Source organism: Phenylobacterium sp., assembly GCF_024508875.1.
Classification (GTDB): Bacteria; Pseudomonadota; Alphaproteobacteria; order Caulobacterales; family Caulobacteraceae; genus Phenylobacterium.
In genome coordinates this window covers 13,363-32,999 of sequence record NZ_JANINU010000001.1, presented here as the reverse complement: position 1 = coordinate 32,999, position 19,637 = coordinate 13,363, and the positions used below count along the sequence as shown (strand labels likewise).

The following is a 19,637-nucleotide window of genomic DNA, read 5'->3' as shown; positions in this document are numbered from 1 at the left end:
TCGCAACCCACCGGGTTTATCAGGAGACCATGACACCCGAGCTCGGCATCATCGAGGGCTTCTTCGGCCGCCCCTATTCCTGGGACGAGCGGGCCGACATGGTCCGCGCCTTGGCCCCCGCCGGCTATGGCTTCTACCTCTATGCGCCCAAGGCCGACGGCCACCTGCGCCGCCGCTGGCGCGAGCCCTATTCCGACGCCGACCTCCAGGCCTTGGCCGGCTTCGCCCAGAGCTGCCGCGACGCGGGCGTGCGGTTCGGCGTCGGCCTTTCGCCCTACGAGCTCTTCCTGGGCTTCGACGCGCCGGCCAGGGACGCGCTCGCGGCCAAGCTGGCGCAGTTGGACTCCCTGGGCCTCGACGACCTCGGCGTGTTCTTCGACGACATGAAGGGCGACCTGCCCGAGCTCGCCGAACGCCAGGTGGAGATCGTCCACTGGATCGCCGGGCGCACCTCGGCCAGCCGCCTGATCGCCTGCCCCAGCTACTACACCGACGATCCTGTGCTGGACCGCGTCTTCGGCCAGCGCCCCGCAAACTACCTCGAAGACCTGGGCGCGGGCCTGGACCCGAAGATCGAGCTGATGTGGACCGGCGAGGAGGTCTGCGCGCGCGAGTTCTCGCCCGGACACCTGGCCCGCGTGGCCGAACAGATGCGCCGCAAACCGTTCCTCTGGGACAACTACCCGGTCAACGACGGCCCGCGCATGAGCCGCCACCTGCACCTTCGCGCCTTCACCGGCCGCCCGGCCTCCATAGCCCCGCACATCGCCGCGCACGGCATCAACACCGCCTCGCAGGCCGTACTCTCGCGCATCCCGGCGCTCAGCCTCGCGGAAAGCTATCGCGACGGGGAGGCCTACCAGTACCTCGCCGCCTTCCGCCGCGCGGCCCGGACCGTCCTGGGCCCCGATCTCGCCGACGGGGTCGAGCGCACCCTGCTCCTGCTCGAAGACACCGGCCGCGACGGCCTCAGCAACGAGCAGAAGGCGCGCCTGCGCACCCGCTTCGAAGCCTTCGACCATCCGGGGGCCCGCGAGATCCTCGCTTGGCTGGACGGCCTCTTCGCCACCGGCGAGGAGCTCCAGACCCAGTGACAACCCGCCGTGCGCTGCTGGTGCGTCTGGGCCTGCTGGCGACGGCCGGCGGGGCGCTCTTCATGGTTCGCGACCGCCTGCCCTGGCCTCCGGTCGAGCCCCGGTTCGCCGACGGCCGTCAGACCCCATGGCTGCCCCTGCCCGAGCATGGAGGCCTGATCGACGTCGCCGCGTCGGTGAACGGTGTTGCGATCCGGGCGGTGGTGGATTCGGGTGCGCAGTTCTCCGCCATCGACCGCGACCTGGCCCAGCGGCTCGAACTGCCGCGCACGGTCGCCGCCCCGATCCTCGCTTACGGCGTCAGCGGTCGGCCCAGCCTTACCCATACGGTCCGCCTCGACCTGGCCCTGCCCGGCCTTGCCGTCCAGGGCCTGAGGGCCGCCGCCCTTGGCCTCTCGGCCATCTCCTCCGCCGCGGGGCGCGACTTCCAGCTTCTGATCGGCCGCGACGTGCTGCGCCAGGTGGTGCTCGAGGCGGACTTCCCCCGCGCTCGCGCCCGCTTCCTCGCCCGCGAGGCCTTCCGCCCCTCGCGCGACGCCCTGCACATTCCGCTCAAGCGCAAGGGCGGCGCGCCCATGGTCCCGGTGCAGGTGGAAGGCGCTCCGCCGCTGGACGTGCTGGTCGACACCGGCGCGAGCGGCCTCCTCGCCCTGTCCCAGACTGCCGCGCGGGAGGCGGGCCTGCTATCGCCCGGCCGGCGGGTCGACTCCGCCCATTCCGTCAGCCTGGGCGGCCTCAGCCTCAACCGCATCGTCCGCGCCAGCTCGGTCCAGGTGGGCGGCCTGACGCTGCGCGATGCCGAGGTCCAAGTCTACGCGCCGGCGGCAAACGCGCCCGCCCCGTCCGGCCTGCTCGGCGCCGGCCTCTTCCACCGTTACCGCATCGCCCTCGACCTCGGCGGGGATCGGCTCTTCCTCACGCGGTCGGGCCTTATCATTGTGCCCATGTCGGAACTCTCCCGCTGACAGGCCGTTAGGCCGCCCACAGCCTCAGGGAGAGCCCCATGAAACGCGCCTCTATGTTCGCCGCGGCCGCCGTCGCCGCCCTTTCGATGGCCGCCTGCCAGAAGAAGGACGAGGTCGCCAACTCGGCCGATCCGGGCACGACGAACTCCGCCGTCAACGCGGCGCAGGATGCCACCTCGGCCGCCGTCGGCGCCACCTCGGCGGCCACGATGGGCCAGATGTCCACCGAGGACTTCGTCACCAACGCGGCCATCAGCGACATGTACGAGATCCAGGCCGGCCAGATCGCTCAGAAGAAGGGTCAGTCCCAGGGCGTGAAGGACTTCGGCAAGATGATGGTCACCGACCACACGGCCCTGTCCAACGAGATGAAGCCGCTGATCACGGCCGCCGGCAAGACGGCCCCCACCGGTCTCGACGAGCGCCGCAAGGGGATGATCGACAACCTCAACGCCGCCGCGCCGGCCGACTTCGACAAGACCTACCTCGCGCAGCAGGAAGCCGCGCACAATGAGGCGCTCACCCTCATGCAGGGCTACGCCGACAAGGGCGACGACGCGGGCCTGAAGGCCGCCGCCGCCAAGGCCGCGCCCAAGGTGCAGGCCCACCTCGACCACGTGAAGCAACTGCAGTCGGCGCCCGCGGCTGCTCCGGCCAAGAAGTAGCAGCTCGGCCTGAAGCGTGAAGGAACGCCCGCCCTCGGTGGCGGGCGTTCTGCTTTTCGGCGCAGCCCTCGTCTCCGCGCTTTCACGAAGAAGGACAGCCGGTCTCGCAGAGGTCGACGCGGCCGCGATTTGGCGCCTATCCTCGGCAGCCAGAGTTCGAAGAACCGGTTTGCTGGAGGAAACGACGATGACCCGCACCCTCGCGGCTGCGCTCGCCTGCACGGCGCTCACCGCCTTCGCGGCCCTGCCGGTCGCCGTCCAGGCCCAGACCAGCGCGGCGGCCATCGCCAAGGGCTACAAGGCTCCGCGCAACCACTGGGGCCAGCCCGACCTCTCCGGTGCCTGGACCAACGCCACCATCACGCCCTTCGAACGCGACCCGAAGCTGGGCGACCGTCTGGTCCTCACGCCGCAGGAGGCGGCAGCTCTCGAAGGCGCGAACGCCCAGCTCAACGCCGAGGGCGCCAAGCCCACCGACCCGAGCCTCAAAGTCACCGACCTGCCATACGAGTGCGGCCGCGGCTTCAAGGGCGTCGACTGCGGCTACAACAACTTCTGGGTCGACCCCGGGACCAAGATCATCCGCATGAACGGCGAACCGCGCGCGTCGGTGATCGTCGAGCCGAAGAACGGGCGCATGCCGCCGCTTACGGCGGAGGCGATGAAGGCGATCCGGGCCCGGGCCGGCAACGCCCGCGTCGGCAACTTCGACGGCCCCGAGCGCCGGCCGCTGGGTGAGCGCTGCATTATGTCGTTCGGCTCGTCCGCGGGCCCGCCGATGCTGCCCAGCCTCTACAACAACAACTACGCGATCATGCAGACCGGCGACACGGTGATGATCCAGGTCGAAATGGTGCACGACACGCGCCTGATCCGCCTGAACGCCGAGCACGACAGGTCCGGCGTCCGGAGATGGATGGGCGACAGTGTCGGCCACTGGGAGGGCGAGACCCTGGTCGTCGACACGATCAACATGCGGCCGGAACAGACCCTGCGCGGCGGCGGCTCGGCGGCCGGCTTGCATGTGGTGGAGCGGTTCACGCGGATCTCACCGCAGCAGATCCTCTACCAGTTCGAACTGGACGACCCGGCGACCTATACAGCCCCCATCAAGGGCGAGGTGGCGTTCAACACCACCAAGGGGCCGATCTACGAATACGCCTGCCACGAGGGCAACTACGCCCTCCCCGGCATCCTCGCCGGCGCGCGCGCTGAGGAGAAGGCGGGCCGCGAGATGGAAGGCAACCGCGGCGAGATCAAAGAAGAGGGCGAGGAAGCCGCCAAGCCCGCGCCCTGAGCGGACGCAGGCCTGGGGGCCTCGGCTCACGTTATTGAGCTCAGTGCGCCGGGCGGCCTTCTAGCTCGTCCTTGACGGTCTTGGCGCCGGCTTCGGCGATTGCCGAGGCCTTGTCCCGCAGGCTGGCGCCCTCGCCCTCCGGCCCGGTCTGGCGGTGCAGTTCGTCCTTCACTTGGCCATAAGCGCGCTGGGCCACGTCCTTGACGTCTTCCAGCGAGGCCTTGGCCTTGTCGGCCACCTTCGAGCGCGCCGGCCCGAAGTAGCGCCGCTCCACCGGCGTAGAGGGGAGCGCCGCACCGATCGCCGCGCCCACCGCCAGGCCGATTGCGCCGATCACTAGCGGCTCGCTGTCGAGGGTGTCGTCGAAGCGCTGCCGGGCCGCTCGCCCGTATTCGCCAGCCTTCTCCTGCGCCACATGAGCATATTCGCCGGCCTTGCCGCGCAGGCCGCTGACGCCGTCGGCCGCCTGGTGCTGAGCATCGGCGAGCTTGGCCTTGGCCTTCTCGGCGGTATCCGCCAGCTTGGTCTTCGCCGCCTCGGCCTTGGCCTTCACCTTGGCCCGCAGCGTCTCCTCCTCGTCGTAGCCTTCGTAGGTCGGGTAGTAGCCGCCGCCGGCGTAGGCGCCTCCCCCGTTGCGACGCGTCTGGCCGATCGCCAGCCACGCCACGCCCAGCCCGATCAGGGCGATCGGGATCGGATTCTCGCGGAGTTGCTCCACTGCCGTCGTCAGAACCTTGTTGCTCGCGCCGCCCATCATCCTCGTCGCCTCGTCGAACATTTCCTGGGGTTGCATCCTGTCCTTGAGCGCCTCGACCGTCCGATCGATCCGCCCGCGGGTCTCTTCCACTTCGCGCTCAAGTTCCGCAGAGCTCTTGGTCATCTCGGCTTTCCCTTCATGAGTTCGGCGTTCTTGCGCAGTTGTCGGCTCGACCGGTCGGGCTTCAGGCCGTCCAGCGAGATCGCCTTCATGCCGGCCCGCACCAGCAGGTAGCCCACGGCCGCGACGCCCAGGCCGACGATGAGCGCCGCCCAGATGGGGTCCATCAACTTCGACAGCGCGAGCACCAGCGCCTGAAGAAGCACCAGGAGCGCCGCTATCAGCAGCAGCCCGCCGGCCGCGATGTCGCCGACGGCCTTGCCGGCCGCGTTCAGTTTCTCGGCGAACTCGGCGCGGGCCAGTTCCACCTCCTTGCGGACCAGGTCGGCGAGATCTCCCCCGAGTTGTCCGATGAGGTCGGTGAGGCTGCGGGCCTCCCTTGGTGACTGCGCCCCGTCCATGGCTCAGCGGCCCCCGGCGTGGGGCGAGTCGGCGGGGGGCGCGTCGGTGAGGCCGCCCGTCGCGTCGGTCTCGCCGGTCCCGGACACGCCCTCGTCCTCCAGGCCTACCGGCGAGGCGCTGCTGGGAGTCGCCTCCAACGCGCCCAGGTTGGCCGCGATCGGCGCCTCGATGCCCCCGGCTTCGGTCCCGAACGTCGGCGGCGTGTCATCCTGGGCGGGCGCGAAGCTCATCGGCTCGCCGAGCCCCGTCGTGTCGTCCGGCTCGCTGGCGCGGGCGAAGCGGCCCAGGGCCAGTCCCACCAACACCGCGCCGCCGATGAACGCCGCCGGATTGCGACGCCCGAAGCCACGCACGGCGTTCAGCAGGTCGCCCGGCTCCTTGTCGGCAAGGTTGCGCGAAAGGCTCTCCAGGCCGTCGGCGGCCTGCTGGACGAGGCGCGAGGCCGGGCTCTGGTCGGCGCCGGCAAGTTCGTCGCCCGCACGGCGCACCGCATTGGCGAAGTCGCCCAGCGTCTTGGCGCCGGCCTGCGCGCCCTTCTGCGCCTCGGCCCGGACCCGGTCCTGCGCGACGCTGGCGAAGGACTGCGCCTCGGCCTTCAGCGCCTGCCCCGCCTGGCCCACCAGTTCCTTGGCCTGGGTCTTCCGGCTGGGGGTCCCGGCAGCGCCGGTGTCGAGGTCGCTCATGGTTCTCTCCGCGTGCAGGCAGCGGCGATCCGCCCGGACCGCCCAATCGGGGGCCTAAACGCAGGAGCGGCCGTTCGGTGGCGTGCCGACGGCGTAAAAGTTCAGCTTTTCAATAGGAACGTCGGGCGCCCGACATTGTGGTCGTTAGCGGCGGCGGCGCCAGACGATAGCCGCGCCGATGGCGACGCCCACAGCTAGGCCAAGAACCCCGGCGGTGATCGCCTCGCGGTCCAGCGCGGCGGCCAGTTGCGCGCGCGTCCGGCGCGAAAGCGTTCGCAGACGGCCGAGGCCGTCGTCGTCATAGCCTTCGTAGACCGCATAGTGGCCGGCCAGCCGCTCGGGCTTCACGTGCCGGCTCCAGAGGTCGCCCTCGGCCAGCTTGCGCGTGGAATCGTCGAACACACCCATCCGTCGCACCCTAATACTTCCGCAGCGTCTTAGGCGCCGCGTGTCGTCCTTGTCACCCGCCCTTCGTGTCAAACCTTGGGCGGAGGCTGGAAATCCACTCTATACCGTCATGTATGACGCGTCCCTTTACCGGCCTAGCCCCCACCCTTTCGCTTCTCGCCCTCTCGGCCCTTCCCGGCGTCGCCCAGGCCCAGGACATCTCCGCCCAGCGGCTCTCCGACATGACGCGCGAACTGGCCTCGCCCGCCTACTTCGGGCGCGGCCCCGGCGGCCCGGGCGAGCGCAAGACGATCGAGTTCATCGTCAGCCAGTTCAAGGCGCTCGGCCTCACGCCCGCCGGCGACGACGGCGGCTGGACGCAGGACGTCCCGCTCTACCGCTACCAGACCCAGCCGGGCGGGACCTACACGCTCACCGCCGCCGGCCAGTCGAAGGCGCTGCACGAACAGACCGACCTGCGCATCGAGACCCAGCGGCCGGTCGAGCACGTCGAGATCACGGCCGCGCCGCTCGTCTTCATCGGCTACGGCGTCACTGCCCCCGAGCGCGGCTGGGACGACTTCAAGGGCGTCGACCTCAAGGGCAAGATCGCCCTGGTCCTCATCAACGACCCCGACTTCGAAGCGGCGTCCACCGACGCGGTCTCCGGCAAGTTCGGCGGCAAGGCGGCCACCTTCTACGCCCGCTGGGTCTACAAGTACGAAGAGGCGGTCCGGCGCGGCGCGCTGGGCATGCTGATCGTTCACGAGACGGCCGGCGCGGCCTACGGCTGGAACACGGTCGTCGCCTCGAACGGCGAGAGCTACGATGTCGTCCGCCCGGATCCCGCCAAGGACAAGCTCCTGCTGCAGGGCTGGATCCAGCGCGACCTGACCGTCCAGCTCTTCAAGGACGCTGGCCTCGACTTCGAGGCGGAGAAGGCCCGAGCGAAGACCGCCGCGTTCCAGCCCGTGGAGCTGAAGGGCGCCACGTTCTCGGCCGACTACCAGAACCGCTTCACGCGTCTGAAGAGCCAGAATGTCCTGGCCAAGATCCCCGGCGCGAAGCGACCGGGCGAAAGCATCCTCTACGCCGCGCACTGGGACGCTTATGGCGTCGATCCGGCCGATCCGACGGGCAAGGTGATCCGCCCGGGCGCCATCGACGACGCCGTCGGCGTGGCCGGGGTGATCGAGACCGCCCGCGCCTTCAAGGCCGGCCCGGCGCCCGCCCGCACCGTGATTTTCGCCGCCTGGACCGGCGAGGAGCGCGGCTTGCTGGGCAGCGAATACTACGCCCAGCGGCACGAGGCCGACCTCGCCAGGATGGCCGCCAACTACACCTTCGACGTCCTGCAGCCGGCCGGTCCCGCCAGGGACGTGGTGCTGGTGGGCTCGGGCCAGAACGAGCTGGAGGCCCACCTCGCCCAGGTGGCGGCAAAGCACGGCCGCACCATCACGCCCGATCCAAAGCCGGAGCGCGCCCTCTTCTACCGCGCCGACCACTTCTCGGTCGCCAAGCGCGGCGTGCCCACCGTCCTCTTCATGGGCATGAGCGGCGGCGCCGACCTGATCCAGGGCGGCCGCGCGGCCGGCGAGAAGTGGGTCGAGGACTACACCGCCCGCTGCTACCACCAGACCTGCGACGTCTGGTCGGCCGACCAGAACTACCAGGGCGCCGCCGACGACGTGGCCCTGGCCTACGAGGCCGGGCGCGACCTCGCCAACTCCACTCGCTGGCCGGACTGGAACGCCACGTCCGAGTTCAAGCCGATCCGCGCGAAGACCAAGAGCCAGCGCAAGTAGTCCCCGCAAACCTGAAGCCTCCGTTCAGGCACGGTTCAGCCCCCGAGGCGTTGAATCGACCCGAATGGAGGCCTCAATGCGTAAGTTCCTGACCACCGCCCTCGCCGCCGTGACCGCCGCGGGCGCCGTGCTGGCGACCGCCGCCCCGGCCGAGGCCCAGCGCTATCGCCACTACCGCCACCACAAGGACAACGACGACGCCGTCGCGGCCGCCGTCCTGGGCGGCGTCGCGGGCCTCGCGCTGGGCGCGGCGCTGTCCAGCAAGAACAACAGCCGCGGCTACTACAGCGGCTATTCGTACGATCCCCGCTACGACAGCTACCGCGGCGGCTACTACCGCGATGGCTATTATCGGGACGGTGGCTACCGCGACGGCTACTACGGCCGCCCCTACGCCTACAACGATCGCCCCTACCGCACCTGCATCAGCCGCGACCGGGTCTGGGATCCCTACATCGGCCGTCGCGTGACCATCGAGCGCCGCTACGCCTGCTAGTCCGGCGACCTAACCTACGACCACATGCTCCTCGCCCCACCATAGGGGCGAGCGTGGCAGGTCGATGAACCGCTTCTCGTCTTCGAGCAGCAACGCACCGGCGGCCTGGGCTTCGGGCCGCCGGCCGTTTTCGATCACGGCTTCAAGACTGTCGAACCACAGTTCAGCGACGCCGTCGTACTCCGCCGGCGCATCGCGGCTCGCCCGCAGTCCCTCGCTGGCCGCGGACGCCAAGCTATGGCTCTGCACATAGCGCCGGATTCCGAGCGTCTGCGCGACGCTCGCCACCAGCGGCGCATGCGTGCCGCGCCAGTAGGCCTGGAAGCTCTCGCGCGTGAACGACGGCAGCCGCACGAGACAGAACGTCAACTTGATCATGGTCATATGCCCTTTCCTGAAACCATAGCAGGCGAACGCCGCTCGCCAGAACGATGACCCCACGCTAGGGTCTCGACGCACGGGGAGCGTTGGCTGGAGGCCGGGGGCGCGGACCATGTCCGAGGAGCTCGAGAGGGAGAACGCTCGCCTGGCGGCGCGCGTGGCGGAGCTGGAGGCCCAGTTGGCCGCCAAGCCGCCCATCGACCGGGCCACGCTCTATCGCACCACCGACAACGCACCCTGGGGCGTCATCTCCTTCAACATCGACGGACGGATGGACTACGCGAATCCCAGCTCGCAACGCTGGCTGACGCGCAAGGCTCCGGCGATCGGCGTACCGCGCTCCGAGTCGATCGCACCGGAACTTCTCGCCGTCCTGGAGCCCCTGCTCGTCGCCGCTTTTTCCGGACAGGCGTCGGAGTCGGATCTGACCGTACGCGATGTGGGGGGCGAGCAGCGCGATATTCGCGTCCACATCGTGCCCCGTGGCGGGGGCGAGACACCGATCAACGGCGCCGTCGTGACCCTCTACGACGTCACCGAAAGCCAGGCGCTCGACCGCTCTGTGCGCGAGAACGAAGCGCGCCTGCGCCACATCAACGCCGTCTCCCCCACCGCCAACTACATCTTCGACTTCGAGGCCGGCGCCGCGGTCTGGGTCGCGGGGCGGACCGAGCGTGTCTACGGCTACGCGGCCGACGAGCTGGTCGTGGGCGGCGGCAGGCTGATCCGCCAGCTCATCCATCCCGAGGACTTCCCGAGGGTCGCCGAGCGCCTGAAGAAGCTCACCCTCGCCCCCGACGGCGACGTGGAGGAGTTCGAGGTGCGGATCGCGCGCCGGGAGGGCGGATGGCGGTGGGTGCTCGACCGCGCCGTCGCCTTCGACCGCAACGCCGACGGCCGGGTCACCAAGACCCTGAGCGCCGCCCTCGACATCGACGAGCGCAAGCGGGCCGAGGAACGGCGCACCCTGCTCATCAACGAACTGAACCATCGGGTGAAGAACACCTTGGCCTCGGTCCAGTCGATCGCCCGCCAGACCCTCGGCTCGGGCCGCCCGGCCGACGAGATCGCCGACATCTTCACCGGCCGCCTGATCGCCCTGGCCGGCGCGCACGACGTCCTGACGCGCGAGAACTGGGCCGGCGCGGGCCTGCGCAACATCGTCGACGTCGCCCTGGCGCCCTTCGACGAGCGCCGTGTGGCCCGGGGCGGCCCCGACGCCCGGCTCGACGCGCGGACGGCGCTCGCCCTCAGCATGGCCCTGCACGAGCTCGCCACGAATGCGTCGAAGTATGGGGCGCTGTCCAACACCGACGGACGCGTCGAGCTGAGGTGGGACATCGACGAGACCCGACCCACCCCGATCCTGGGCCTGACCTGGCGGGAGATCGACGGCCCGCCGGTCGTCACGCCTAGCCGACGAGGCTTCGGCTCCCGCCTGCTCACCCAGGGCGTCCGCGGCGAACTCAACGGCTCGGCCGAACTGGAATTCGCCGCCGACGGCGTCGTCTGCCGGATCACAACGCCGCTCGAACCTGTCCCGGTCGTCCACTTCGGCTGAGCGCGTGTTGCTGCGGCAGAGATCGAAGGGTTGACGGCGCAGAATCCAGTAATTACTAAACATACAACAACTGGATTCACGAGACCTCGCCACCCGGAGGGCCCGGCGGCCGCCCCAGCCGTCTTCCGCCTCTTCCGCGACCCCAACCTCCCCCTGAGTGCGGAGATCCGGGTGGCGAGCCCCCCAGCCCGAAAGGCGCCGATGCGTGTCCGCTATGCCATCCGCTGGTCCCGTCTCACCGAGACCCTGGCGATGGCGGCCTCTGCGGCGGCGGTGATCGCAGCCATCGCCGGTCTCGTCTAGAGACTCGCAAGAATTCGCCGGGTCCGGCGACGGCCCTTAACTATCGAAAACTTGCCGCGCATCGCAGAATCGCGAAGATGAATTTACGGAAACGCGCAACCTGCGCGTCCATTTCGGATGGGCCGCATGTCCGAACCTGGTTAATGCGGGATTCAGGACGTCTATCAGTCTTACCTTAAACCCCGACGCGGCATTTTGAGGCTGAAACGGGCGCGTCACTCCCCGCGCCGTCCCGTGGAGCCAGACAACGTGCCGGAGAGCTCGGGCGAAATCGGCAGGCCGCTTAAAGTCCTGCACGTCGACGACGACCCCATGAACCTGCGCGTCGTGCAGGAGATCCTGGGCGCGTTCGGTCATCAGGCTGTCATGGCCTGCTCCGGTCAGGATGCCCTCGAGCGCCTGGCGGTGGAGGCCTTCGACCTCGTCCTCCTCGACATCCACATGCCGGGCATGACCGGGATCGAGGTGATCGAGAAGCTGCGCGCATCGCCGGGCCCCGAGCGGAACATTCCCGTCATTGCCCTGACCGCCGACGTCTATTCGCGCCGGCCGGCCGAATACGTCGCCATGGGCTTCAACGACTTCGTCTCCAAGCCGATCCTGGTGTCGGGCCTGATGGCGACGATCAAGCGGTGCGCAGGCCCCGCTCCGGCCCCCGCCCTCAGCCGCGCCAGCTAAGGCGCGCCGCTCAGTCGGCGTCCGCTTCCAGCGGCAGCGCCGCCACCGCGCCCGACGGCCCGCTGAGGGCCGCCGCCAGCTTCGCCCTGTCGAGCTGGCCTTCCCAGCGCGAGACCACCAGCGTCGCGACGGCGTTCCCAACGAAGTTGGTCAGCGCGCGGCACTCGCTCATGAACCGGTCCACACCCAGGATCAGCGCCATGCCGGCCACCGGCACGCTGGGCACCACCTGCAACGTCGCCGCCAGGGTGATGAAGCCCGCCCCGGTCACGCCAGCCGCGCCCTTCGAGCTCAGCATCGCCACGCCCAGCAGCAGGAGCTGTTCCTCCAGCGACAGGCGGATCCCCAGCGCCTGGGCGATGAACAGCGCCGCCAGGGTCATGTAGATGTTCGTGCCGTCGAGGTTGAAGGAATAGCCCGTCGGCACCACCAGCCCGACGACCGACTTGGCCGCCCCCGCCCGCTCCATCTTTTCAAGCAGCGACGGCAGCGCCGCCTCGGAAGACGAGGTGCCCAGCACCAGCAGCAGTTCTTCCTTGAGGTAGCGGATCAGCTTCAGGATCGAGAAGCCGTTCAGCGCCGCCACCGCCCCCAGCACCACCAGCACGAATAGGATCGACGTCCCGTAGAAGGTCGCCACCAGCGCCGCCAAGCTGGCGATGCTGGCGATCCCGTACTTGCCCACGGTGAAGGCGAACGCCCCGAACGCGCCGATCGGCGCGGCGCGCATGAAGATCGCCACCAGCCGGAAGAACGCCTCGGCCGCCGACTCCAGCACCGTCAGCACCGGCTGTCCCCGATCCCCGATCATCGCCAGCGCCAGGCCGAACGGGATGGAGAAGAACAGCACCTGCAGGATGTTGCCGCCGACGAAAGCCCCGGCCACGGTCTCGGGGATGATGTCCATCAGGAAGCCCACGACGGTCATGTCGTGCGACTTGGCCGCATAGCTCTTCACCGCCTCGGCATCGAGGCTCGCCGGGTCGATGTGCATGCCGGCGCCGGGCTGCACCACGTTGGCGACCGTCAGGCCCACCACCAGCGCGAAGCTCGACACCGTGAAGAAGTAGGCGAACGCCTTCAGCGCGACGCCGCCCACCTTGCCGATGTCGCGCATCCCGGCGATGCCGGTCACCACGGTCAGGAAGATCACCGGGGCGATGATCATCTTCACCAGCTTGATGAAGGCGTCGCCCAGCGGCTTCAGCGCCTCGCCGGTCTGCGGCCAGAAGTGACCGATCAGCGCCCCCAGCGTGATGGCGAACAGCACCTGCACATAGAGCTGCGTCCACAGCGGCCGCTTCGCCGGCGCCTCGATCGTCCTGATGCCGGCCACCCGACTCCCCCCTGTCTTCCCCGCCAACCTACCTTGCGGCAGCCGTCGAAACATCCCCGCAATACAGGTAGCCCAGCTTTCGAAAACAGGGGATGCTGATCCCCGAAAGAGCCCGCACCAGACGGGCCAGGATTGGGGAGGACCACCATGATCGTGCTCGATCGGCGCCGCCTGCTGCTCGGAGGCGCCGCGGCGCTGACCGCCCTGCCCGCCGCGGCCGGGATCGCCGTGCAGCCGCCGGCCAGCGCCGGCTTCACCGCCGCCGGCGTCGCCGACCTCAACGCGCGGATGCACGCCCTGGTCGACCAGCAGAAGCTGGCCGGCGTCGTCACCCTGCTGGCGCGCAACGGCAAGGTCGTGAACCTGGACGCCTACGGCAAGCAGGACGCCTCCGCGTCCGCGCCGATGGCCACCGACTCGATCTTCCGCATCGCGTCCATGACCAAGCCCGTGACCGGCGTCGCGATGATGCAGCTCTGGGAAGAGGGCCGGTGGAAGCTGGACGACCCCGTCGCGAAGCACATCCCCGAGTTCGCCGGCCTGAAGGTGAAGACCGCCGCCGGCCTCGCCGACCAGACTCGGCCCATGACCATGGCCCAGTTCATGAGCCACACCGCCGGCTTCGGGACGAGCGGCGTCTACGAGGCGGGCGGCGTCAACCTGCGCGAGACCGACCTTCAGGGCATGGTGGACAAGCTCGCCAAGCTGCCGCTGGAAAGCCAGCCGGGCACGGACTGGGCCTATGGCCCTTGCGTCGACCTGCAGGGCTATGTGATCCAGAAGCTGTCGGGCAAGTCACTGGACCGCTACTTCCAGGACCACATCCTGACGCCGCTGAAGATGCCCGACACCCAGTTCTGGGTGGACCCGTCCAAGACGGCGCGCGTGGTGCGTATCCACACCTACGACCCGGCGGGCAGGATCGTCCCGGCCGAGAGCCGCGTGGCCACCGCCCCGCCCCGCTTCCTGGCCGGCGGCGGCGGCCTCTACTCCACGGCCCCCGACTACTACCGGTTCTGCCAGTCCCTGCTGCAAGGCGGCGAACTCGAGGGCGCCCGCGTCCTAAAGCCAGAGACCGTCAAGCTGATGCGCAAGTCCGTCCTGCAGCCCGGCGTCGGCGTCGACCTCTACGGCCCGGTGCAGAAGGGCCTGGGCTTCGGCATGGACTTCGCTGTGCACGAACGCCTGGCTGAAAGCGGACTGCCCCACGGCCAGGACAGTTACTGGTGGGGCGGCGCGTTCGGCACCTGGTTCTGGATCGACCCGACCAACGACATCGTCTTCGTGGGCATGATCCAGAACGTGCGCGGGTCGGTCCCCGGCGGCGGCACGCCCGACGTCCGCTCGATCTCGCCCCAGGCGGTCTACGCCGCCCTGGCGCGGAAGGCGTGATCCCCATGCGCCGCCGCCTCACCGCCCTCGCCCTCTCCGTTCTCGCCTCGTCCGCCTTTGCTGCGTCAGGCGCCGTCGCCGCCGACGCCTGGAAGACGCCCCGCAACGCCTTCGGCCAGCCCGACCTCGAAGGCGTCTGGACCAACGCCTCGCTCACCGGCCTGGAACGCGGCCCGCAGTTCAAGGACCTCGTCATCACCGAGGAACAGGCCCGCAAGGTCGAGGCGATGCGGGCCAGGATGATGGACGCCCAGAGCCGCCCCACCGATCCCAATGCGCCCGCCCCCAAGGCCGGCGAGGATCCGGGCGGCTACAACGCCTTCTGGACCGACGCCGGCAGCCGCATGGGCCGCATCCGCGGCGAGGTCCGCACCTCGTGGCTGGTCGATCCCGCCGACGGCAAGCTGCCCTATCGTCCCGAGGGGTGGAAGCTCTACCAGGACACCCTCAACAAGGCCCGCAACACCTTCGACGGACCCGAGGCGCGGCCGCTGGGCGAGCGCTGCATCCTGGGCTTCGGCTCCACCGCCGGACCGCCCATGCTGAACGTCCTCTACAACAACAATTACCAGGTCCAGCAGGCCCGCGATCACGTGGTCATCGTCGTCGAGATGAACCACGACGCCCGGATCATCCGGCTGGCCGATGCGCACCGGCCGCCGCCTTCGGTCCGCACCTGGATGGGCGATTCCGTCGGGCGCTGGGAGGGCGAAACCCTCGTCGTCGAGACCATGGGCTTCAACCCCGGCGAATCCCTCCGCCCCTACTTCGGCGCCAGCCTCTACATCTCGCCCGAGGCCAAGGTGACAGAGCGCTTCACCCGCATCTCGAAGGACCAGATCCTCTACGCGTTCGAGGTGGACGATCCGAAGGTCTACACCCGGACCTGGAAGGCGGAGATGGCGCTGAACGCGGCGCCGGGCCCGGTCTATGAGTACGCCTGCCACGAGGGCAACTACGCCCTGCCCGGCATCCTCGCCGGCGCCCGGAAGACCGAGTCCGAGGGCCGCGCGCCCGAGGCGGTGGACCTCTCCGAACGCTGAGCAGGCGATCTCAGTCCTTGCGGCCGTGTCCGCCGCCGGGGCCATGCTCCCGCGCTGAAGCCGGCTGACCCCGCTGCTCGGCCGCCCGAGCCTGCGGGCGGGCCTGCGCGGCCTGTTGCTGCTGGGCCATCTGCTGCCGCTGGGCCTGCTGCTGTTGGCGAGCTTGCGCCATCCGCTGCTGCTCGCCCTGCCGCCGCATCTGTTCGCGCCGCGCCTGTTGCTGCTGGGACTGTTGCTGCTGGGCCGCCTGCTGCCGCTGGGCCTGCTGCTGTTGGCGAGCTTGCGCCATCCGCTGCTGCTCGCCCTGCCGCCGCATCTGTTCGCGCCGCGCCTGTTGCTGCTGGGACTGTTGCTGCTGGGCCGCCTGCTGCCGCTGGGCCTGCTGCTGTTGGCGAGCTTGCGCCATCCGTTGCTGCTCGCCCTCGCGCCGCGTCTGCTCACGCTGCGCCTGCTGCTGTTGCCGGACCTCCGCCTGTCTCAGCGCCTGCCGCTCGCCCTGTCGGCGCAGTTCCTCGCGCAGCGGCGGCTCCCGCCGCAGGTCCCCCTGTCGCTGCTGCGACGCGAACACCGTACGCTGCGGCGCCTGAAGCTCAGCCTGCTGGCGTTGCCAGTTGCGGCCCTCCTCCCGCCGCCATTCGTCCTGCTGCCGGCGCGGGGACCAGCCTTCGTAGGCCGATAGGCCGGCGACCCGCTCGACGCCATCCGGCTGACGCCAGCCCCGCGCCGCGTGCTCACGACGCTCGGTCTCGCGTGCGAAACGGCGCAGCTCGCGCTCCTGGTCGTGCGCGCGCCACGCCTGCCAACGGCGGTCCTCGCGCGCGGCGCGCATCCACGGATCGGCGGTCTGGATGAACTGCGGCGCCCGTTGCCGCCAGGCCTGCTCGCTCACGCGCACTCGACGGGCCGACGCGCCGCGCAGCTCGTGACCCCGCACCCAGTAGCGACCCGCGACCGGCGCGAACCGGCGCACGTCGTCCCGCGCCAGATAGCGGCCGCCGGCGTCGAAGACCGCCACCAGAATCCCGCCGGCGTCATAGGCGTAGCCGTAGTCCGCGTCGCGGACGAAGTACGGGTACTCCACGCCCGGCTCGTAATAGTAATAGCGGTATCCGTCGTCCCACGGCTCGGCATACATCGCCCAGTCGTCTTCGGTCTCCCAGGCCAGGGGGACGGCCCCGTCGTATTCGAAACCGTAGTCTGGCGGCGTGTCGTAGACGGCGCGCTGCAGCCCGTAGGCCCGCTCCGCCCAGGCATAGCCCTGCGCAGGCTCGCGATAATCCACGCGCGCCGGCTCCGCGTACGGCAGGTCGCTCATCGCCGCCATATCGGCCAACGAGGGCGGCTCGGGCGCATCGACCCGCCCCCCGCGGTCGTCGCAGGCCTGCAGTATCAGCGCCAGCGCGGCCGCCGCCGCCAGCCGGGCCTTCAATCCGAAGCGGGTCATGGTTCACCTCGTCGTTCCTCGGGAGTCGCCAGCCTGTCCCTCGGCGGCTGAACGGGGCGATGAGCGGAAACGTCAGAGGCGGTTCAGGGTTGCGGCAGCCCTGTGGCGCACCTGCGCCATGGCGCGCCGGCATACCGCGTTCTCCAAACCGTTGCTTCAGAAAGACACCCGGATCGAAAACCGGCGGTATACGGCGCGGTCTTATTGACGTGGCGTCCGCCATGCCGGACATTCGAATCCAAGCGCCACTAAGGCGCTGCTTAAAACGGGCTTGGGGGAAACAGGAAATGCCTTCCAGAAAGAGCATGTTGCTGTCGTGCGCCTGCGCACTGACGGTCATTGGCGGCGCGGCCGTCTCTACGGCGGCGTACGCACAGGTCGCCGAAATCGAAGAACTGGTGGTCACCGCGGAAAAGCGCGAGCAGTCCCTGCAGGACGTGCCGGTCGCCGTGTCGGCCTTCACCGACGAGAAGCGCGAACTGGTCGGCATCAATTCGGTGGCCGACCTGACGAACTTCACGCCGGGCCTCGCCTATTCGACCAACAACGACCGCATCAACATGCGCGGCATCGGTCGTTTCACGAACAACCGCTCCTCCGAGGGCGGCGTGGCCATGTACAACGACGGCTTCTACACCTCGTCGGTGACGGCCTTCGCCCAGTCCTCGCTCTTCATCGAGCGGACCGAGGCGCTGCGCGGCCCGCAGGGCACGCTGTACGGCCGCAACGCCATCGGCGGCGCCCTGAACATCGTGTCGAAGCGCCCGACCGACGACCTCTACGCCGAGGTCCGCGCCGGCTACGGCAACTACGACAACACGCTCGGCGAAGCGGCCATCTCCGGCCCGCTGTTCGGCACGGTCCGCGGCCGCCTGGCCGGCTCGTACAGCCACATCGGCAAGGGGACCTTCGAGAACCTCAACCCGAACGGCAAGAACGAGGGCAACCGCGGCGCCCAATGGACCGTGGAAGGCCAGCTCGACGGCAGCCTCGCCGACGAGAAGCTGGAGTGGTGGCTGAAGGCCTCGACCACCGAGTGGCACACCCTCGGCCGCGGCCCCGGCGGCCGCACCACGGCCATCTACGGCCTGCGCGACGTGACCACGCCCTTCCAGGCCAGCCTCACGCCCAACGCCGCTGCCTTCGGCCTCAGCCCGCAGGTGCCCGGCAACACCTGCCAGTTCTGCTTCGACAACGACGACGGCAACTACATCAGCCTCGAGAGCAACACCTACACGCTCGAAACGGTGCTCCACCTCGACAGCGTCGACGTGAAGTACATCGGCGGCATGACCTACTACGACTACCGTCTCCAGACCGACCTTGACGGCACGTCGCGGCAGGCGCCGTTCTTCCTGCCGGGCGTCACCAGCCAGCTCTACTATCCGCGCCGCAACAACCAGTACCAGGAAGAGGTCTGGTGGTTCTCGAACGAGCTGAACTTCACCTCCACCGGCGACGGCCCGGTGCAGTGGCTGATCGGCCTCTACCAGTTCCGCGAAGGCTCGAACTACACGCTCTCCGACGCGCGCTATGCCGACAACGCCGGCTTCGAGAACCCGACGCTGTTCTCGACGAACCCGGCCACCCAGTTGCTGCCGGCGGCGCCGAACCCGGAGCGCCGCTACGCCTACGGCTCGTCCGAAAACGTGAGCGAATCCTACGCCACCTTCGGCCAGGTCGATTGGCAGGCGACGGACGAGATCAAGCTGACCGCCGGCCTGCGCTACACCTACGACAAGAAGCGGTCCTTCGAGAGCGCCCGCCTTCTCTGCCTCTACACCTCGACCTGCCCGATCTCGCGGGTGACCGGCCGTGCGGTCGACGTCACCGCCGTGGCCGCGCCGGGCACGAGCACCGACCCGGCGGTCTACCTGGCGGCCTACACCGACCCCACCACCGGTCTGCGCCATCGCGGCCTGCGGGAGAGCTGGAGCGCCGTCTCGGGCACCCTGGGCGTCGACTGGAAGCCGGACACCGACACCCTGGTCTACGCCAAGTACACGCGGGGCTATAAGGCCGGCGGCTTCAACTCGGGCACCACGACGCTGCAGGCCAACGTCAGCACCGACAAGGAGACCATCGACGCCTACGAAGTCGGCGCCAAGCGCACCTTCGGCGGCCGCTTCCAGGCCAACGCCTCGGCGTTCTACTACGACTACCAGGACATCCAGATCCCGATCTCGGGCCTGAACCCGGTGACGAACACCAACGTCTCGTCGTTCTTCAACCTGCCCAAGGCCCGCGTCATCGGCTTCGAGCTGGAGACGATCTGGCAGCCGATCGACAACCTGCAGATCCTGGCCAACTACTCCTACCTGAACGCAGAGCTGCGCAAGGCGTGCTGCTTCAGCGACTCGGAGGACCCGCGCGGCATCCAGCCGGGCTCGGTGCTGTCCGGCAACACTGCCGCGGCGCTCGCCAACCCAACCGCCTCGCTGAACCAGGACTTGAAGGGCGCCAAGCTGCCCTCCTCCACGCCGCACCGCTTCACGGTCAACGGCAACTACACCTGGCAGCTCGAACCGGGGAACCTGTCGGCCTCGCTGACCTACGTCTGGCGGGACGCGACCTACTACTCGATCTTCAACCGCTACTATAACCGCGTGAAGGCCTACGATCAGGTCGACGCCCGCCTGTTGTTCAACGACAAGGACGATAAGTGGACGCTGATCGGCTACGTGAAGAACGTGTTCGACTCCCGCGGCTCCGCCGGGGTGAGCGCGACCCGGATCACCACGGGCCCCAACACCGGCTTCGTGAACCAGACGGTGTCCTACATCGCCCCGCGCACCTACGGCGTGGAACTGCAGCACCGCTTCTGATCC

The 19,637-nt window shown here is 69.3% G+C and carries 18 protein-coding genes; 11 read left to right on the top strand and 7 right to left on the bottom strand.

The window, feature by feature from the left end; translation table 11 throughout:
* The first annotated feature begins 29 nt into the window (after positions 1-29).
* From Q0L11_RS00155 to Q0L11_RS00140, 4 genes are all read left to right on the top strand, one after another.
* Positions 30-1,094, top strand: coding sequence for a beta-N-acetylglucosaminidase domain-containing protein (locus Q0L11_RS00155; protein WP_296594811.1), 1,065 nt, complete (start codon positions 30-32; stop codon positions 1,092-1,094).
* Positions 1,091-2,059 (top strand): aspartyl protease family protein, encoded by a 969-nt coding sequence (locus Q0L11_RS00150; protein WP_296594810.1) that lies wholly within the window; start codon positions 1,091-1,093, stop codon positions 2,057-2,059. The genes Q0L11_RS00155 and Q0L11_RS00150 overlap by 4 nt, the downstream gene beginning before the upstream one ends.
* 38 nt (positions 2,060-2,097) lie before the next feature.
* Positions 2,098-2,724, top strand: coding sequence for a DUF4142 domain-containing protein (locus Q0L11_RS00145; protein ID WP_296594809.1), 627 nt, complete (start codon positions 2,098-2,100; stop codon positions 2,722-2,724).
* 187 nt (positions 2,725-2,911) lie between these two features.
* Entirely contained in the window at positions 2,912-4,021 is a 1,110-nt protein-coding gene (locus tag Q0L11_RS00140) for a hypothetical protein (protein ID WP_296594808.1), read from the top strand.
* 40 nt (positions 4,022-4,061) lie between these two features.
* On the opposite strand, the gene Q0L11_RS00135 is transcribed toward Q0L11_RS00140, so the two are convergent.
* From Q0L11_RS00135 to Q0L11_RS00120, 4 genes are all read right to left on the bottom strand, one after another.
* Positions 4,062-4,901 carry a DUF3618 domain-containing protein gene (locus Q0L11_RS00135; protein ID WP_296594807.1) on the bottom strand — a complete coding sequence of 280 codons (840 nt, stop codon included), beginning with the start codon at positions 4,899-4,901 and terminating at the stop codon, positions 4,062-4,064.
* Complete coding sequence (locus Q0L11_RS00130; RefSeq protein WP_296594806.1) at positions 4,898-5,299, bottom strand: phage holin family protein; 402 nt, start codon at positions 5,297-5,299, stop codon at positions 4,898-4,900. The genes Q0L11_RS00135 and Q0L11_RS00130 overlap by 4 nt, the downstream gene beginning before the upstream one ends.
* 3 nt (positions 5,300-5,302) lie before the next feature.
* Positions 5,303-5,983: a hypothetical protein gene (locus Q0L11_RS00125; protein WP_296594805.1), complete on the bottom strand. Its 681-nt coding sequence runs from the start codon at positions 5,981-5,983 to the stop codon at positions 5,303-5,305.
* A gap of 144 nt (positions 5,984-6,127) precedes the next feature.
* Positions 6,128-6,391 (bottom strand): hypothetical protein, encoded by a 264-nt coding sequence (locus tag Q0L11_RS00120; RefSeq protein WP_296594804.1) that lies wholly within the window; start codon positions 6,389-6,391, stop codon positions 6,128-6,130.
* Between the two features lie 113 nt (positions 6,392-6,504).
* Here Q0L11_RS00120 and Q0L11_RS00115 point away from each other — a divergent pair, with 113 nt between their 5' ends.
* Positions 6,505-8,175: a M20/M25/M40 family metallo-hydrolase gene (locus Q0L11_RS00115; RefSeq protein ID WP_296594803.1), complete on the top strand. Its 1,671-nt coding sequence runs from the start codon at positions 6,505-6,507 to the stop codon at positions 8,173-8,175.
* 76 nt (positions 8,176-8,251) lie between these two features.
* Positions 8,252-8,671 (top strand): hypothetical protein, encoded by a 420-nt coding sequence (locus Q0L11_RS00110; RefSeq protein WP_296594802.1) that lies wholly within the window; start codon positions 8,252-8,254, stop codon positions 8,669-8,671.
* Positions 8,672-8,680: 9 nt separating this feature from the next.
* On the opposite strand, the gene Q0L11_RS00105 is transcribed toward Q0L11_RS00110, so the two are convergent.
* On the bottom strand, positions 8,681-9,055 hold the full coding sequence (locus Q0L11_RS00105; protein ID WP_296594801.1) for an EthD domain-containing protein: 375 nt from the start codon (positions 9,053-9,055) through the stop codon (positions 8,681-8,683).
* A gap of 109 nt (positions 9,056-9,164) precedes the next feature.
* On the opposite strand from Q0L11_RS00105, the gene Q0L11_RS00100 reads away from it, so the two are divergent.
* A complete protein-coding gene (locus Q0L11_RS00100) occupies positions 9,165-10,613 on the top strand; it encodes an HWE histidine kinase domain-containing protein (RefSeq protein WP_296594800.1) in 1,449 nt (482 codons plus the stop codon).
* 552 nt (positions 10,614-11,165) lie between these two features.
* Positions 11,166-11,594 carry a response regulator gene (locus Q0L11_RS00095; protein ID WP_296594799.1) on the top strand — a complete coding sequence of 143 codons (429 nt, stop codon included), beginning with the start codon at positions 11,166-11,168 and terminating at the stop codon, positions 11,592-11,594.
* Positions 11,595-11,604: 10 nt separating this feature from the next.
* On the opposite strand, the gene Q0L11_RS00090 is transcribed toward Q0L11_RS00095, so the two are convergent.
* Positions 11,605-12,921, bottom strand: a complete 1,317-nt coding sequence (locus Q0L11_RS00090) for a dicarboxylate/amino acid:cation symporter (protein WP_296594848.1) — start codon at positions 12,919-12,921, stop codon at positions 11,605-11,607.
* 156 nt (positions 12,922-13,077) lie between these two features.
* Here Q0L11_RS00090 and Q0L11_RS00085 point away from each other — a divergent pair, with 156 nt between their 5' ends.
* Both Q0L11_RS00085 and Q0L11_RS00080 read left to right on the top strand, forming a co-directional pair.
* Positions 13,078-14,322 carry a serine hydrolase gene (locus Q0L11_RS00085; RefSeq protein WP_296594798.1) on the top strand — a complete coding sequence of 415 codons (1,245 nt, stop codon included), beginning with the start codon at positions 13,078-13,080 and terminating at the stop codon, positions 14,320-14,322.
* Positions 14,323-14,327: 5 nt separating this feature from the next.
* Entirely contained in the window at positions 14,328-15,365 is a 1,038-nt protein-coding gene (locus Q0L11_RS00080) for a hypothetical protein (protein WP_296594797.1), read from the top strand.
* A 10-nt stretch (positions 15,366-15,375) separates the two neighbouring features.
* Here the strand turns inward: Q0L11_RS00080 and Q0L11_RS00075 are convergent, their stop codons facing one another.
* Positions 15,376-16,809: a hypothetical protein gene (locus tag Q0L11_RS00075; RefSeq protein WP_296594796.1), complete on the bottom strand. Its 1,434-nt coding sequence runs from the start codon at positions 16,807-16,809 to the stop codon at positions 15,376-15,378.
* A gap of 287 nt (positions 16,810-17,096) precedes the next feature.
* On the opposite strand from Q0L11_RS00075, the gene Q0L11_RS00070 reads away from it, so the two are divergent.
* Complete coding sequence (locus Q0L11_RS00070) at positions 17,097-19,634, top strand: TonB-dependent receptor (RefSeq protein ID WP_296594795.1); 2,538 nt, start codon at positions 17,097-17,099, stop codon at positions 19,632-19,634.
* Positions 19,635-19,637 lie beyond the last annotated feature (3 nt).